Here is a 15,229-nt window from a genome sequence, read left to right as displayed (position 1 = left end):
GTGTTAGAAATTATGGAAATACTCAAGTTTCCCAAGTTAAGGAATATTTATATACCTTAAGAGAATCATAACCTATAAATACTGACTAAATTAGACAAGCCGATGAAAGTTACCCAGGAAAGACTGCCAGCTAGCCAAATAGGTCTAGAAATTGAGATTACACCAGAAATGTCCAAGAATGCCTATGAGCAGGTAATTCAGAAATATACCCGTTCGGCCAATATTCCTGGGTTCAGAAAAGGCAAAGTACCTCGAAACATATTGATCCAAAGGCTAGGAAAAGATTATATCAAGGCAATGGCCTTAGATGACTTAATCAATAATTGCTTAGAAAAAGCAAGGGAACAAGAGCAAATAAATGCAATAGGCCAATTTGAACTTAAAACACAGTTTGAAGAGCTGGTAAAAGATTTTGAACCAGGACAAGAAATGGCTTTCTCGGCTAAGGTAGATGTAGAGCCAGAGGCTAAAGTTGACAACTATAAGGGATTAGTGGTTAAGGCGGAAGAAGCTAAGTATGACCCTGCCCAAGTTGATGAGTTTCTGGAAGAACGTCGCTCTCAAATGGCAACATTAATTCCTGTAGAAGGAAGAGCTGCTCAGTTGGGAGATGTGGCTATAGTGGATTTTGTTGGTGTAATTCCATCGGAAACAGAGGGGGGAGAAGCCAAGGAAGTCCCAGGTGGTAAGGCTCAAGATTTCCAAATGGATTTAAAAGAAGGACAATTTATTCCTGGCTTTATTGAGGGAATAGTGGGAATGAACCCAGAGGAAACAAAGGAAATTTCTGCACAGTTTCCTGCAGAATATAGTGAGACAGATTTAGCAGGTAAGCCAGCAGTATTTACTGTAACTTTGAAAGAACTTAAAGAAAAGGAATTACCAGAATTAGATGATGATTTGGCTCAAGAAATTAGTGAGTTTGAAACAATAGCTGAATTACGGGAGTTCTTGGAGAAAAAATTTACTAAAGAAAAAGAGGATCAAACAAAACAAAATAAGGAACTAGCAATAGTAAATGAGCTGGTGACTCATATAGAAGTAGAAATTCCAGAAACATTGATTAAAAATGAAGTTCAACAAATGTTAGCCCAAAGTGCCATGGAGTTGAGCCAATATGGAATAGATGTTAAAGAATTATTCAGTAGCGATAAATTGCCGGAAATGCAAGAGCGATCGCGACCTGAAGCAATTGAACGGTTGAGAAGAGATTTGGCCATAGCTACAGTGGCCAAAAAAGAGTCTATTACGGTGGAGGAAGAAGAAATAGCAGCAGAGTCAGTTAAGGTAATGGAACAGCTCAAAGGAAAGGATGTCGATCCAGATAGGTTAAGACAAGTTGTGACCGAAGACCTGTTGAAAGAAAAAACTATTAAATTTTTAGAAGAAAATGGGACTGTGGAATTAGTCCCTGAAGGAACTTTAGACACAGGGTCAGAAATACCTCAAACTACAGAAGTAGAAACTCAGGTTGAGGCAGAAACACCTCAAGCTAGTGAAACTATTGTAGAAGTAGAGGCAGAACAAGTAGCTACTGGAGAAAAATCTCAGGAGGAAGAAGAGTAAATTGGCAATAGTCCGGATAACCGGACTACCAAGATTAGTCAAGGTACGGCATAATATTATTTAGCTTCAGAATCTACTGAAGCCCAAAATATAAAATTGATAAATAAACCAGTGTATAATGGTTATATCCAAATATTCTGATAATTTAGTTAGTAGTTATAACAAGTTACAAGTCTACTCTGGTCCTAGTAATATTGTACCAATGGTGGTCGAACAATCTGGGATGGGAGAAAGAGCTTTTGACCTCTACTCACGACTGCTCCGAGAAAGAATAATTTTTCTTGGAACTCAAGTAGATGACAATTTGGCAAATACTATCACAGCCCAAATGTTATTCCTGGATGCTGAAGACCCAGAAAAAGATATTCAACTATATATCAACTCTCCTGGAGGCTCAGTTACCGCTGGAATGGCTATATACGACACTATGCAACAGGTACGACCTGATGTAGTGACAATTTGTTATGGTTTAGCTGCAAGTATGGGGGCTTTTCTTCTATCTGGTGGGGCAAAAGGTAAGAGAATGTCTCTCCCTAGTTCGAGAATTATGATTCACCAGCCTTTAGGTGGTGCCCAGGGTCAAGCTGTAGATATTGAGATTCAAGCTAAGGAAATCCTTTATCATAAACGTAAGCTAAATGAATTGTTAGCAGAACATACAGGTAAACCTCTAGAAACAATAGAGATTGATACAGAGCGTGACTTTTTTATGTCCGCAGAAGAGGCTAAAAATTATGGCCTGATAGATCAAGTTATTACAAGACAGAATCTTCCTGTACCAGGAGAGTCTGTCCCTGCAATGTAAGAAGAGGCAGTTATGTCTAAATACGACTCCCATCTAAAATGTTCATTTTGTGGCAAGTCTCAGGAACAGGTCCGGAAGTTGATAGCTGGACCTGGGGTTTATATCTGTGATGAATGTGTAGAGTTGTGCAATGAGATTTTAGATGAGGAGCTTTTTGACTCCAATGCTACAGGGGCACAACCAGCAATGCCACGTCCAGCACCTTCACCTCAAAAACGAGGGACTGCTGCTAAGAGATTATCTGTTAATCAAATACCTAAGCCTAGGGAAATTAAGAATTATCTGGATGCTCATGTTATTGGGCAGGAAGAAGGTAAAAAGGTTTTGTCTGTGGCAGTTTATAACCACTATAAACGTTTGAGTTTTGTCGAGGCGAAAAAAAGTGGCAAGTCCTCTCAAGATGAGGTGGAATTACAAAAGTCTAATATTTTGTTGATTGGGCCGACTGGTTGTGGTAAAACTTTATTGGCTCAAACTTTGGCGGAATTATTGGATGTGCCTTTTGCTGTGGCAGATGCGACGACTTTAACTGAAGCTGGATATGTTGGGGAGGATGTGGAGAATATTTTGCTGCGACTTTTGCAAGTGGCAGATTTAGAAGTGGATGAGGCACAACGAGGAATTATATATATTGATGAGATTGATAAGATAGCTCGTAAGAGTGAGAACCCTTCTATAACAAGAGATGTTTCTGGGGAGGGTGTACAGCAAGCTTTGTTAAAGATGTTGGAGGGAACTGTGGCTAATGTTCCTCCACAAGGTGGTCGGAAACATCCCTATCAAGATTGTATTCAGATTGATACGAGTAACATTTTATTTATCTGTGGTGGGGCTTTTGTTGGTTTGGAGAAGATAGTAGAGCAGAGAAGTGGTAAAAAGTCAATGGGTTTTATTCAACAGAGTGGAGAGGGTAATCAAGTTAAGGAGAAAAAGGCTATAGATTTAATGAAGGAAATGGAACCGAATGATTTGGTGAAGTTTGGTTTGATTCCAGAGTTGATTGGACGAATACCTATGGTGGCTGTGGTTGAACCTCTGGATGAGGATACTTTGATGGCTATTTTGACGGAACCTCAAAATGCTCTGGTGAAGCAGTATCAAAAGTTATTGCGGATGGATAATGTGAAGTTGGAGTTTGAGGAGGATGCTATACGGGCGATCGCTAAGGAGGCGTTTAGGAGAAAGACTGGGGCGCGAGCTTTGCGGGGTATTGTTGAGGAGTTGATGTTGGATGTGATGTATGAGTTACCGTCTCGGAAGGATGTGACTCGTTGTACTATTACTAAGGAAATGGTGGAGAAGCGATCGACTGCGGAGTTGTTGTTGCATCCTTCGTCTTTGCCTAAACCGGAGTCGGCTTAATTTATCACAGAATTTAGGTAGGGGAACTATATCAAGTATTGAAAAACTATAACGTTATAGATATGTAGTGTTTAGAGCAAGCAAAAAAAGGTAAGTTCCGTTTATGTTTGGCTTCTAAAGATACACTTGAATAAAAATTTTATATGCTTATTGGACTGATAAATCTAAAATTGTGTGTGGTGAAGGATTTATAAGTACCCTTTCACAACTTTAGTTTGATCAGTCCTTAAGCAACATAATACCAATAGATATGTTTGTTGAATAAAAAATCATGTGTATAGACGAGTAGACACCAATGATTACATACTACCATGATTTTTTTGTGAATGCAAGAATAAATTGTCTTTTTTGCTGATTTTTTTGGAGCTTCACAGAATGCAAATTTAGATTAAATTTTAGGTTGCATTTATTAATCACAATATAATGGTGAAGTTATATCATGTCCGGTAGCATCGGTCTTTTCAATAATTAATAATTACCTCTTCTTGAAAAGAAGAGGATTGGTTAAAAGGAAAATTTTTTCTTTTTTTCTCCATGAATAGAGAGGCTTTATACCCATTTTTTTGGTAAGGTAAGGGTAAGGAAGAAGGATTTTTATCTAGAACAGAAGGGTTAAAAGCACAAAAAAACTTAAATTTCCCATAACTTAAATTTCCCATAGATATTAACAGTTAGGTTTACACAAACGATACAGCGGACATCATATTAGAAGTCAATTCTTTAATAAAATGACACACCAAGAACTTAGGTATTATGTTTTAGCTCATCGAGAGGATGATGATGCTATAAAAGGGTTGATTAAACGAGGAAATTCTAATACTCCTAACTATCCGTTTCCACAAACAGAGGAAGATATTTAGGAAAAAATTGGAAAATAATCAAGTTTAGAAATCATGTTGGAGACAAGCTATTGTTGAAACTGGTTTAATAGTCAAAGGTAAACTTTACCTTAGTTTATTTGACAAGTGCGCTGAAATTCTTATTCTAATATTGTTATTTTGATAAATTAGATTTATTAAAGTTAGTTTAGTGAACTTAAAATCATTCTTAGAAAAGTTTGCCTTGAATATATTCAGGCGATGAACCTACAAATTTTTTCCCTTTTTTATTTGCCTCTTTTAAATTAAGGTCAATATCTTTCAATTTTGCAGGTCTCCATAAAAGAGTATCATTAGGATTATTTTCTCTCATTCGTTTTAGAGCAGTATTTCTACTTTTAGTTGCATAACAATATTGACAACCAAAACCACAAGTATCATAGATACCAATATCAATTGACTCTACACAACCACATTCTTCTCTAGTAGGTGCTGCTTTTAGGTGAGTTTTAAAATTAGGTCGCAACATTTTGATAATATCCATATCAATACAATGAGCTTTTTCAACACCTTCACTTATTAAAGCATCATCACAACAGGAATATAATTTAATACCTCTTACTTTAGCAATATCTCGGAGTTGTTTAGTAAGTTGCTGTTTTTCTTCTAGGGAAGGATGCTGAAATTTGATGTTATTTTCTACAGCAACTTTACCTAAATTACGCTCTGTTTTATCGTAAAAATTAACAAAGGATAAATAGCAACGTTTTGTATAACCTTCTAGTTGTTTACTGAGAAATTCAAATTTTTCTAAGTGATAAGAAAAGGGTGTTATATCGCTAAGTAAAATCGGGTCATATCGCCACTGAATTTGATTAGGTGAAAGTTTTTGAGATAGGTTTTGAAAAGTTTCTATTGATTTTTGAAGGGGTGGGTTATTTGTTTCTATTGCTTGAGGATATCCATTAATACTGAAATGGAAATAGTAAACATATCCTTGATTAGTGAGAAAATCAAGGTGTGGTAATATAGGCTGAGGATTACGAGTCCAAAATGTTATAGCTAGACAATCTTCTGGTTGTAAAGAGACTTGATAAACTTGATAGTTATATGGGTTAAGTCTATGGCAAAAACCTGTTTTGATTTGATTGAGAAACCATTTACTGTAGAAAGCTGGAATATCGGTTCTACGACTTGCACTTATAATTTTCATTTGGCTTATTTTACTTGGTAAATATATAATAGTTCCTAATTATAATCTTTAATTGAATTCAACATCAACTAATGCTAGATTATTTTTATTTTCACCCTGACATTCAATCTGCTTATAGTGCTGTACATGAGTGGTTAGCAAAGCAACCAGAAGCTAAAGGTTACAAAGATATTTCTTTACAAGAAGCAGGAAAACTATTATCATAAAAAACACTTAAAAGTGCTGCTGCTCAATATAATCATTTTTTTCCTGCACACTATTTTAAAGTAATTTACACCCTAGAAAATATAGTAACTTCAGCAAAGTTATTGAATTGGATAGATACAAATCACCATATACTTTTAATTGATATTGGCTGTGGAGCTGGAGCTGCAACAATAGCTTTTTTAGAAAGAATTATTTGTTTACGAGAAAGTGAACAATTTACAAATTCACTAGAGATTTTGTGTATAGGAATAGATATAAATTATGAATCATTAACAATATACAACCAATTGATGGTAAAAGTTAGAAAGTTGCTTGAAAAATTAAACATTAAATTAACATATACAACTTCTGGAAAAAGCTTACAAGAACTAGCTAAAAGTCTTCTAAGCTTTATTAATAAGCCGTGTAATCAGTGGGGAAAACCTTGTATATATGATGCTATTCTTCTCCAATCTAATGTTGTTTCTGGTTTTAAATCTGGTTTTGATTCTCTTCAAGAACGTTATAAAAAAATACAGAAATTAGGACTAACAACAGATAAAATTATAGATAGTGAAGATGAATTTGGATTTGATGAAGCCCGTGCATATAAACGGTTAGCTCAGGATGCAAAAATTGATAACTTACATATTATAACAGTAGGCACAAAAGGCTATGCAACAAGTGTAAAACAAATAGCTGATTCACTTAAATTAGTATTTGATGAAAGTGGTCATACTATAGAACAATATGATAAATTTAATTGTAAAATTATTTATTATAATCCATATAATTGTTTGTGGGAGGGCGGTAAAGAATATAAATCAAACAAACCATTTCATGTGAATTTTTCTACTATTACTAATGCTGATTTAAAAAAAGATAAACACTGGGAAAAATTAATTGATTTACAAAATCTAGAAAAGGCATGGGTAAGAGCCAGAAAATATCTAAAATCAGAATCATTACCTGACGAAATTGAATACAGATTATTTGAAAAAAACCTTAGTCAAAACCTTCAAAGGTTACAGCAGCAATTGAAAGTTTATATAAAAGAAGTTGTTAATTCAGAGGATAATCTAGATTATAAATTTCCTAAAAATGTATCTCAGAGTCGCCCTAAAAGTTTATCAAGATTAGAAGGAGAAATTCTCTCAACTGCAATTATTCAAAAATTCGGCAAAAAGGCTTCTTTATTAAATGGAAATAGCTATGCTTATCGTGTTTCATCATCTAATAGTAACACAGAATATTTATATAATTCTTGGTTTACTTTATATCGTGATTTTCTTGCAAAAGTATGCACGATAGCACAGCAAAAAGAAAATCAGAATGGTGTAATAATTTGTGTTGATATAGAATCTTTTTATACAAGAATAATTCAAGACCGTCTGATTGAATTAACTGGAAAAGAGTTAACAGAAAGTAAACGGATACGTTGGCTATTAAAATTACTGCTGTCAAAAAATTTGGATGAGCATGAAATAGGTTATGGTATTACCCAAGGAAATATTGGATCTGGGTTTTACGCAAATCTTTATTTAAAACCAATTGATGCTAGATTTGGTATGCAAGCAAAAGATAATGAGTGGGGTGTAAAATTAATTCGATATGTTGATGATATTATACTTATTATTCCTGATAAAAATGACGTAGAAGAAGTTTTAGAAGTGCTGAAAGATGAGTTAGAAAAGTTAGGATTGAAACTTAATGAAAGTAAAACAGAAAGGTATGATAATATTTCAGAGTTTGTAGCAACTCTGGAAGACAATAAATTATTAGATGAACTAGATAATAAATTTAAAGAAGTAATTAATCCTCTCTATATTTGTAATAGGAAATATCGTAAGGAGTTAATTAAAGCAGATAAAAGAGATAATGATAATCGATGGTGGTATTTAATAAGAATATATCAAAAATGCTTGGTTTATATTGAAATTTATATTGATGTGTCAGACTTAAGCCGAGGAATATATAGGTATTTATGGGATGAAAAAAAACGACAGGAAGGACTTCAAGAAAAACCAGAATTAACATTACCAAGATTAATTGATGATATTAATGATGAAGAGATTTATAATTGGGCTATAATTTTTCAGGATTGTAACTCTGACTGGATTCAAAAAAAGAATCTATTACAAAAGGAACTTATTAAATTGTTTGTAGATAGCTGGAGAGAATTAGCTGATTTATTAAAACACTCAAGCAGCCGAGAAAAAATTAGTAAAACCAAAAAATTAAAGTCTTCTCTCCGTTTTGCTTTTAACAAGTTATCTTTACTTGGTCTTGAAGAAATAAAGGAAAAAACAGTTTATATTTTGTGTGAACAACCTTGGATTTTTAGTAACCTATTGCTAGTTTTGGAGAGTTTGTCTAAACAAGGATATAATAATGGCGTAGTTGAAGTAATAGCTTATTATGAAAACAACTCATTACAAATAAGTGAATATATTCGGGCAGTTTCATTAAGAGCATTTCGTTTTTCAAGTCAAATAAACGAGTATATTTGGGAAAAAATAGTTGAATATTCTGTAGGTGGAGCTTCTACTGTAGAAAAATTAATGGCAACAGAAAGTTGGCTTTATCTAGGTCATCTATCATATCAATATGTGGAGGATAGTCAGATAAAATCTATTTATAATGCTTTACGGAATGAACAAAATAATAGATTAAAGAAAAACTATATATTGATTTTAGCAATGTATGATAATCAAGCAATGATTGAAGAAATAGATAGTAGTGATTATATGCTTAAAACTGCTTATGATATTGCATTAGAAGGAAGTGAGAGTGTGCAAGAATTATTGAATAATGAAGAACCGAAAGTTATTAGAGAAAAATACTATAGCACCAAGAAACTTGGTGGAGCAGATGGTGAAGTTGATTTCTACTAAATTTAGTTTATGTAAAGTGATAGGAAAAAATTATAACTCTCTCTGATAAACTAGACTTGGTATTAGATATTTCCCGATAATAGAAAAATAATCTTTTAGGTACTATTTAAAGTAGTTGGCGATCGCCTTCTATCTCTCTATCACAAAAAAATTATTAGTAAAATCACTTTTGCAAAAACTAATTTGCTGAAATTTAAAAATTTAAGGATGTACTAAAGTTAATTAAAATATCCCTTTTCAAGCTACGACTTTAATTGGCAAGGCTAGATTTCAACAGTCAAGAAATGAGACTTTCCTCTGTCTACAATTAGGTTCACTTGTTTGGGTTTCTACTCTCCAGCAAAGGTCGTTTGTTTGCTACTCATATCTCTTCAATATAAAAGTATTCAAATTCTTATTAAAGTAGAGATTTGAATCAATTTTGTTGTAGACTAAAATAAGCAAAATTTTTCTCTGGATAACTGTAGCTTTTTACTAGCGGATGAAAAACTAATACTATGGCAACTATTAATAATAAAACTACTGTGATTTTTAGTGATTTTTTGAATACAGAAATTAAAAGGGAATTTAACAATAAAATAAACCTTATAAATGAATTATTTAGGTAAGCATTTTCTGCGGAATGCTTTGCGCCAGCAAAACGGAGTAATGGGGTAGCAAAACAGCTATTCATCTATCAGTTATTACTGTTAGTGCGCCATAAAAGATTTATTAATTAAGCCATAATTCAATCTTAACTATAAAAACCTAATCTCTTGACCTTCAAGTCTATATTCATTTAAACACCTTTCTTAAGGGCAGACTCTTATTGCTGTTTGCGTAGCATTCCGCAGGAAGAGCTGAAAGCTAATAGCTGAATACTTAAATTATTAGATGCTAATATCACAATAATTTTATCTCAAGCATTACCTCTTGCGTCTTGCTTTTGTTTAACTTAAAAATAACCACAAGTTAACCAAAAAATTGTAATATATACTAACTTGATTGATGCTGTTGAATAAAAATGTCTAAATACAAAGCTATAGAAGTTAAAAATCTTGATAAAAGCTTTAAAGGTAAACCTGCTCTGGCAAAAGTTAATATCAATATTGAAGTAGGTGAAATGGTTACTATAGTTGGTGCTTCTGGTTCTGGAAAATCTACTTTGCTACGACATATTAATGGTTTAGAAAAAGGAGACAAAGGTACAGTTTATATATTTGGTACAACATTACAAACAGATAGTAAATTTCACTCAAATATTAGAAAATTACGTTGCCAAATAGGTTGCATTTTTCAGCAGTTTAATTTAGTTAAGCGACTGACAGTTATTGAAAATGTTTTAGTTGGAAACTTAGGACGAATGTCTCTAGTAAATTCAGCACTACGTCTATTTACAAAAGAGGAAAAAATACAGGCACTTGCTGCATTAGAAAGAGTAGGAATTTTAGAACAAGCTTATAAAAGAGCTTCTCAACTTTCTGGAGGACAACAACAAAGAGTAGCGATCGCTCGTTGTTTAGTACAGAGAGCTAAAATTATTTTGGCAGATGAACCTATTGCTTCTTTAGACCCGGAGTCTGCTCGTAAAATAATGGAATTATTATGCGAACTTAACCGAGAAAATGGTATTACTATTGTTAGTTCTTTACATCAAGTTCAAATGGTACGTCGCTATTTTGAGCGGACTATTGCTCTGAAAAATGGAGAGGTTGTATTTGATGGTAAAACAGTTAATCTTGACGATAATAAACTTGACAAACTGTATGGTGCAGCAGCAGCAGAACTTATTTTGACTGGTCATGGAGAATTGATTTAGGTAAACTAAATTATAGTAATTTAGTAATTAGTAATATGATGTAATTAGGGATGAGTCAGGAGTTAGGAGGAGGTAATAATTAATAATTAATAATTAATTGTTAATTGTTGAACACCCTCTACTTAGTTAGTTAAATACTCATCCCTCTCAGAGGATTTTATCGCAAAATGTAATTCCTAAATAATTGTTTCATCCAAAATATAATTCAGACAACAAAACAATTGGCACTTGAAAAAAAACGATTAGTCTGATGATACATATAGTACATATAGTATAGATAAATATAAAAATCTTTAAGGATGCAGTGGAAATGAACAGAAGAAATTATTAGGACAAGAAATTATTAGGAAAAGTAATTCAGATCAAAATCAAAGGTTTTCCGGAGCAGAATCAAGTCAAATCATACCAAATTGATACATAGATAGCTACAGTCAAAAACAGAAGAGGAAATAGAGAAAAACTTCGGATTAAATTCATTGCATAGATAGTTACATTACAATAGTCTGGAAAACTATTAAATATCTATCAATTTGTGTATTTTTTTTGCCATCATTTATACACCTGATACCAAATTATATTACTCAAGATATTCTATGCTAAATCAACTTAAACTCTCTCCCCATTTCCCCTATACTCTATCTCCTCATCTACATAAAATAATACTCTATAAACCAGATTTAGTATTATACCTTGTTATGGTTATACAAAGTCAAAGATATATAAAAAAAAATCGAATTTTACAAACTAAATCTTTTCTCTTTGTCTTAATTTAAGCAGTTTTCGCTTGAGATTTTTTTTCTAACAAACCCCTAATTGAAGATTTTTCAATCAACCCAATTAATACACCATTTTCACTAATAACAGTTAGCTGATTAATTTGCTTTTGTTCTAACAAAGAAACTACTTCTAATAGGGAAGTTTGAGCAGTTACAACCTCAATTTTTGTTACAGGTTTCATTAATTCTTTGACCTTTACCAAAGGCCATTCAGAAGTATTAACTATTTTCAAATCATCAACATTAATTACTCCTAATAACTGCCCTGCTTCATCTGTAACTAAAAACTCCTTTCTACTTTCTTTTCCAATAATATATTCATTCACAAATTCTCTTAAAGACAGATTTTCTGAAACAATTGGACTATTAGGAACAATAGCATCTACAGCAGTTAAATCCGCAAGCACACTTTGAATTTCTCCATATTGGGCAGAACGACCAGCATTTTGTAGAAGAAACAAACCAATAAGAATATTCCAAAAATTAGGAAAACTATTAAATAAAAAAGTAGGAATTAAACCAGAAATTATTGCCAACCAACCAAATCCTTGACCTACTCTACTAGCAAAAATAATTCCTTTGTAAGGGTTATTAGTAATTTTCCAAACAATAGATTTAAGGATATTACCACCATCAAGAGGTAAGCCAGGAATTAGGTTAAATAATGCTAGAGCTAAGTTGATATAAGCTAAGAGTTGAATAATTGATCCTACTGGTCCGGTAATGGCTGTAAAAATATTAATTGCTGTGAATAAACCAAATAATACTAGACTGACTAAAGGACCAGCAATTGCTACCCAAAACGCTTCTGCTGGTGTTTTTGATTCTCTATCTAAACTAGCTAAACCTCCGAAGATAAATAGGGTAATTGATTTTACTTCTATTCCTTGATATTGAGCAACAAAACTATGCCCTAACTCATGAGCTAAGACAGAGGAAAATAACAATAATGCTGTTATTAATCCTAGTATCCAAGGTAAAATCCCATCCAATTCTTGAGGAAATTGAGTTGCTAGGTTACCACCATAAGTTAAAGTCAGGAGACCTAACACCAGAAACCAGGATGAGTTAATGTAAAATGGTATGCCAAATAGGTTTCCGACACGAAAAGATCCATTCATAAATTTATCCTTTTAAGTTAATCTTTAGTTAAGGCTAATTTTACATCTTTGAAATTCACATATTTACTGTAACAAAATGTAAATAAGCTTTGTTGTTTCTTGATATAGTGGTATCCCTCCCTCTATGTTCGGTCATAGGGTAATTAACTAAATTATTTTCTGATAAAATTTCTCATATTTTATCACAATATATAGCTTCTTCCAATTGAGTAAGGTACAGAACTTAGGATGTGCAGACTGAAATAATAATTATATGTGAATTATCAATTAATATAGGTGTTATCTCAATTTTATAAACATGGGTTACTAATAGTGGATATTGATTATAACTAGCTGTTTTTTGTATTAAGATTATTGATATTATTTACTATGAATTTAGCCATTTATATATACTGTGTATGGAAAAATATTTGGAGCTATTTGCCGAAAAATATCCCCATAATTTTATGCCTCATTCAATTAGATAATTGGTCTCTACATCAAAATTTAAATATGTCAATTCCTGAGAATATAATTTTTTTATTTCAACCAGCTTACTATCCAGAGTTAAATCCAATAGAAAGACTATGATTATAAATAAAAATAAAATTAAAATGTGAAATATTTGATAACTTAGATGAACTCAGAAAAGGTTAACATCTATAATTATAGGATTAACTTTTCGGACAGATATAATCTCTAGTGGGATAAGATTTTATTTGACTCAAGGCTGGAATTTTATACTAAATCAAGCCCTAGGTTGTAACATTTTTACCTATGGTTTATGTCTACATTTTAAAACTTTAGAGGTCTCAACCCTCCCCCTTTTAAGGAGATGAAAAAAATATTCGATTCAATATTTAAAGCTTCTGATTTCAGCCAGAGGTACTGTTCAATAATTAATAATTAATAATTAATAATTAATAATTAATAATTAATAATTAATAATTAATTATTAATTATTACCTCTTGTTATAAAGAAGAGGATTGGGTAAAAGGAATGTTTTGATTTTTTCTCCATGAATGGAGAGGCTTTATACCTTAATTTTTCGGTAAATGATAACTGATAACTGAAATGACCTTGGTTAATTGTAGATAAAATAAAAATTAGTAATAAATATAATAGTTTTTTATGAAGAATCAACCATTATGGATAGCTTTGCTGAGTGGCGGAATAACTACAATCGCAACTGCTATTTTCACACTGGTTTATCCGCCAAATTTTATGAGCAAAACTCATCAGAATTATGCCCTCGCCTTTACAGCAGGTATAAGCAGTTTTTTCACAACATTTAGCTTAGGTATGATAACTGCCCAAAAACTGCGTTCTTCAACCAATAGATTAGAGAATTATCTAGAAGGTATTTATGAAGGGAACTATAATCTTAGGATTCCTATTTATACTAATGATGAATTACAAGATTTGAGTAAAAAATTTAATTCTATGGCTGATGTGATTTGTAATCTTCTAATTAATATTAAAATTCAGGAGAAAAATAGTGAACATGATAAAGAAAAAAATGCTAGTCAAGTGATAAAATTGTTAGATAAAGTAGATGCTGCTAGTCATGGTCAACTTTATATAAAAATCCAAGTCAGATGCGAAGAATTGGGAATAATTTGTTATTGCTTTAATATGATTATCGACAAATTTAGGCAACTTGTTAAGGAAGTAGATTATGCTGGTCAAAAAGTTGATATTCTAGCGACAGATAGCCAAACGACTTTTAAAAACTTATCCTTAGAAAATCAGTATCAAGTAGAAGAAATAGCTTCTTTACTCAACACCTTAGAAGTAATAATTGATTCTTTTTATCAAAGAGCATACATAGCCTGGGAAGCTGAACAAGTTGCTCAAGAAATTAGTAGTTATGCTTCCACAAGTTGCCTGGAAATAGATGAGGTATTCAATGAAATTATCGCAGCACATACCTTAATTTCAGAAATTAATCACAAAGTCAAAAGATTTGCTGAGTATAATTGTGATTTAAACAAAATCCAATCTTTAATTTCTCAAATTAATACTCACAGTAAAATTTTGTTACTAAATACCGATATTTTTGCTTCTAGAAAAACTAGCAATGAAGACCTAGTAAAAATAGCACAAGAATTGCAATATCTGGCAAATAATTGGGAATTAGTAAAGAAAAAATTGGAATATTTTCAAAGTAATATTCAAAGTTTAAATCTGACTATTCCTGAGAATAGTCTAGCTTTAGCGAAATCACAGCCTAAAAAATTGGGAGAAGAAGTTAAGCGAGGGCTAACTAAAATTGTTCGGAAAGTCTATAAATTTAATAACTATATAGATAATGTTGCCTCTTGGGGAGAAAATCAGGTAAATAATCTGCAAAAACTCACAGATTTTTTACAAATTATTCACGAGAAAAATATCGCTCAAGCCCAGGTAAAAAAAGAAGTAGATGACTCCTTACAAACATTATTGAGTATTGCAGAGAGTTTATCAGAATCAGTGCAAGATTTTCGTTTATAAAAAAATAATTATTAGAAAACTTTAATTGCCAGAGTCAAAGGCAAAATGACGATTTTTTCCCCACAGTAGAAATTCCTGAAGGAGGCAAAAGATAAATGCAGAAAATTCACCACTTTTCACAACCAAAAATTTCACATCCCCAGAGATATATCTATATTTATGGAAAACTTTAATTGCCAGAGTCAAAGGCAAAATGACGATTTTTTCCCCACAGTAG

12 protein-coding genes are annotated in these 15,229 nt (G+C 32.2%); 8 read left to right on the top strand and 4 right to left on the bottom strand.

Annotation, left to right across the window (positions count from 1 at the left end; genetic code table 11):
* The first annotated feature begins 102 nt into the window (after positions 1-102).
* From tig to clpX, 3 genes are all read left to right on the top strand, one after another.
* Positions 103-1,566 (top strand): trigger factor, encoded by a 1,464-nt coding sequence (gene tig, locus ACP6PK_RS26600; RefSeq protein WP_426564133.1) that lies wholly within the window; start codon positions 103-105, stop codon positions 1,564-1,566.
* A gap of 118 nt (positions 1,567-1,684) precedes the next feature.
* Positions 1,685-2,371, top strand: a complete 687-nt coding sequence (gene clpP, locus ACP6PK_RS26595; protein WP_094673607.1) for an ATP-dependent Clp endopeptidase proteolytic subunit ClpP — start codon at positions 1,685-1,687, stop codon at positions 2,369-2,371.
* Positions 2,372-2,383: 12 nt separating this feature from the next.
* On the top strand, positions 2,384-3,733 hold the full coding sequence (clpX, locus tag ACP6PK_RS26590) for an ATP-dependent protease ATP-binding subunit ClpX (protein ID WP_426564131.1): 1,350 nt from the start codon (positions 2,384-2,386) through the stop codon (positions 3,731-3,733).
* A 461-nt stretch (positions 3,734-4,194) separates the two neighbouring features.
* Here clpX and ACP6PK_RS26585 read toward each other — a convergent pair whose 3' ends face one another.
* Positions 4,195-4,392 (bottom strand): hypothetical protein, encoded by a 198-nt coding sequence (locus ACP6PK_RS26585; protein WP_426564129.1) that lies wholly within the window; start codon positions 4,390-4,392, stop codon positions 4,195-4,197.
* Between the two features lie 69 nt (positions 4,393-4,461).
* Here ACP6PK_RS26585 and ACP6PK_RS26580 point away from each other — a divergent pair, with 69 nt between their 5' ends.
* Positions 4,462-4,593 (top strand): DUF6887 family protein, encoded by a 132-nt coding sequence (locus tag ACP6PK_RS26580; protein ID WP_426564127.1) that lies wholly within the window; start codon positions 4,462-4,464, stop codon positions 4,591-4,593.
* A gap of 187 nt (positions 4,594-4,780) precedes the next feature.
* On the opposite strand, the gene ACP6PK_RS26575 is transcribed toward ACP6PK_RS26580, so the two are convergent.
* Positions 4,781-5,764 carry a DUF1848 domain-containing protein gene (locus ACP6PK_RS26575; RefSeq protein ID WP_426564125.1) on the bottom strand — a complete coding sequence of 328 codons (984 nt, stop codon included), beginning with the start codon at positions 5,762-5,764 and terminating at the stop codon, positions 4,781-4,783.
* A gap of 71 nt (positions 5,765-5,835) precedes the next feature.
* Here ACP6PK_RS26575 and ACP6PK_RS26570 point away from each other — a divergent pair, with 71 nt between their 5' ends.
* The 3 genes from ACP6PK_RS26570 to phnC all read left to right on the top strand — a co-directional run bounded on the left by ACP6PK_RS26570 (position 5,836) and on the right by phnC (position 10,642).
* Positions 5,836-5,970 (top strand): hypothetical protein, encoded by a 135-nt coding sequence (locus ACP6PK_RS26570; RefSeq protein ID WP_426564123.1) that lies wholly within the window; start codon positions 5,836-5,838, stop codon positions 5,968-5,970.
* A 102-nt stretch (positions 5,971-6,072) separates the two neighbouring features.
* Positions 6,073-8,844 (top strand): RNA-directed DNA polymerase, encoded by a 2,772-nt coding sequence (locus ACP6PK_RS26565; protein WP_426564121.1) that lies wholly within the window; start codon positions 6,073-6,075, stop codon positions 8,842-8,844.
* A gap of 1,003 nt (positions 8,845-9,847) precedes the next feature.
* Complete coding sequence (gene phnC / locus ACP6PK_RS26560; RefSeq protein WP_426564119.1) at positions 9,848-10,642, top strand: phosphonate ABC transporter ATP-binding protein; 795 nt, start codon at positions 9,848-9,850, stop codon at positions 10,640-10,642.
* Positions 10,643-11,411: 769 nt separating this feature from the next.
* On the opposite strand, the gene ACP6PK_RS26555 is transcribed toward phnC, so the two are convergent.
* A complete protein-coding gene (locus ACP6PK_RS26555) occupies positions 11,412-12,539 on the bottom strand; it encodes a site-2 protease family protein (RefSeq protein WP_426564117.1) in 1,128 nt (375 codons plus the stop codon).
* Between the two features lie 1,111 nt (positions 12,540-13,650).
* On the opposite strand from ACP6PK_RS26555, the gene ACP6PK_RS26550 reads away from it, so the two are divergent.
* Positions 13,651-15,012, top strand: coding sequence for a HAMP domain-containing protein (locus tag ACP6PK_RS26550; RefSeq protein WP_426564115.1), 1,362 nt, complete (start codon positions 13,651-13,653; stop codon positions 15,010-15,012).
* A gap of 21 nt (positions 15,013-15,033) precedes the next feature.
* Here the strand turns inward: ACP6PK_RS26550 and ACP6PK_RS26545 are convergent.
* A partial coding sequence (locus ACP6PK_RS26545) for a hypothetical protein (protein ID WP_426564113.1) occupies positions 15,034-15,229 on the bottom strand: 196 nt, incomplete at its 5' end.

The sequence above is a fragment of the Dapis hubbardiae BLCC-M172 genome (assembly GCF_050016015.1).
Lineage (GTDB): Bacteria > Cyanobacteriota > Cyanobacteriia > Cyanobacteriales > Microcoleaceae > Trichodesmium.
The sequence above is the reverse complement of the archived record's forward strand: the minus strand, read 5'-3'. Positions and strand labels throughout refer to the sequence as shown.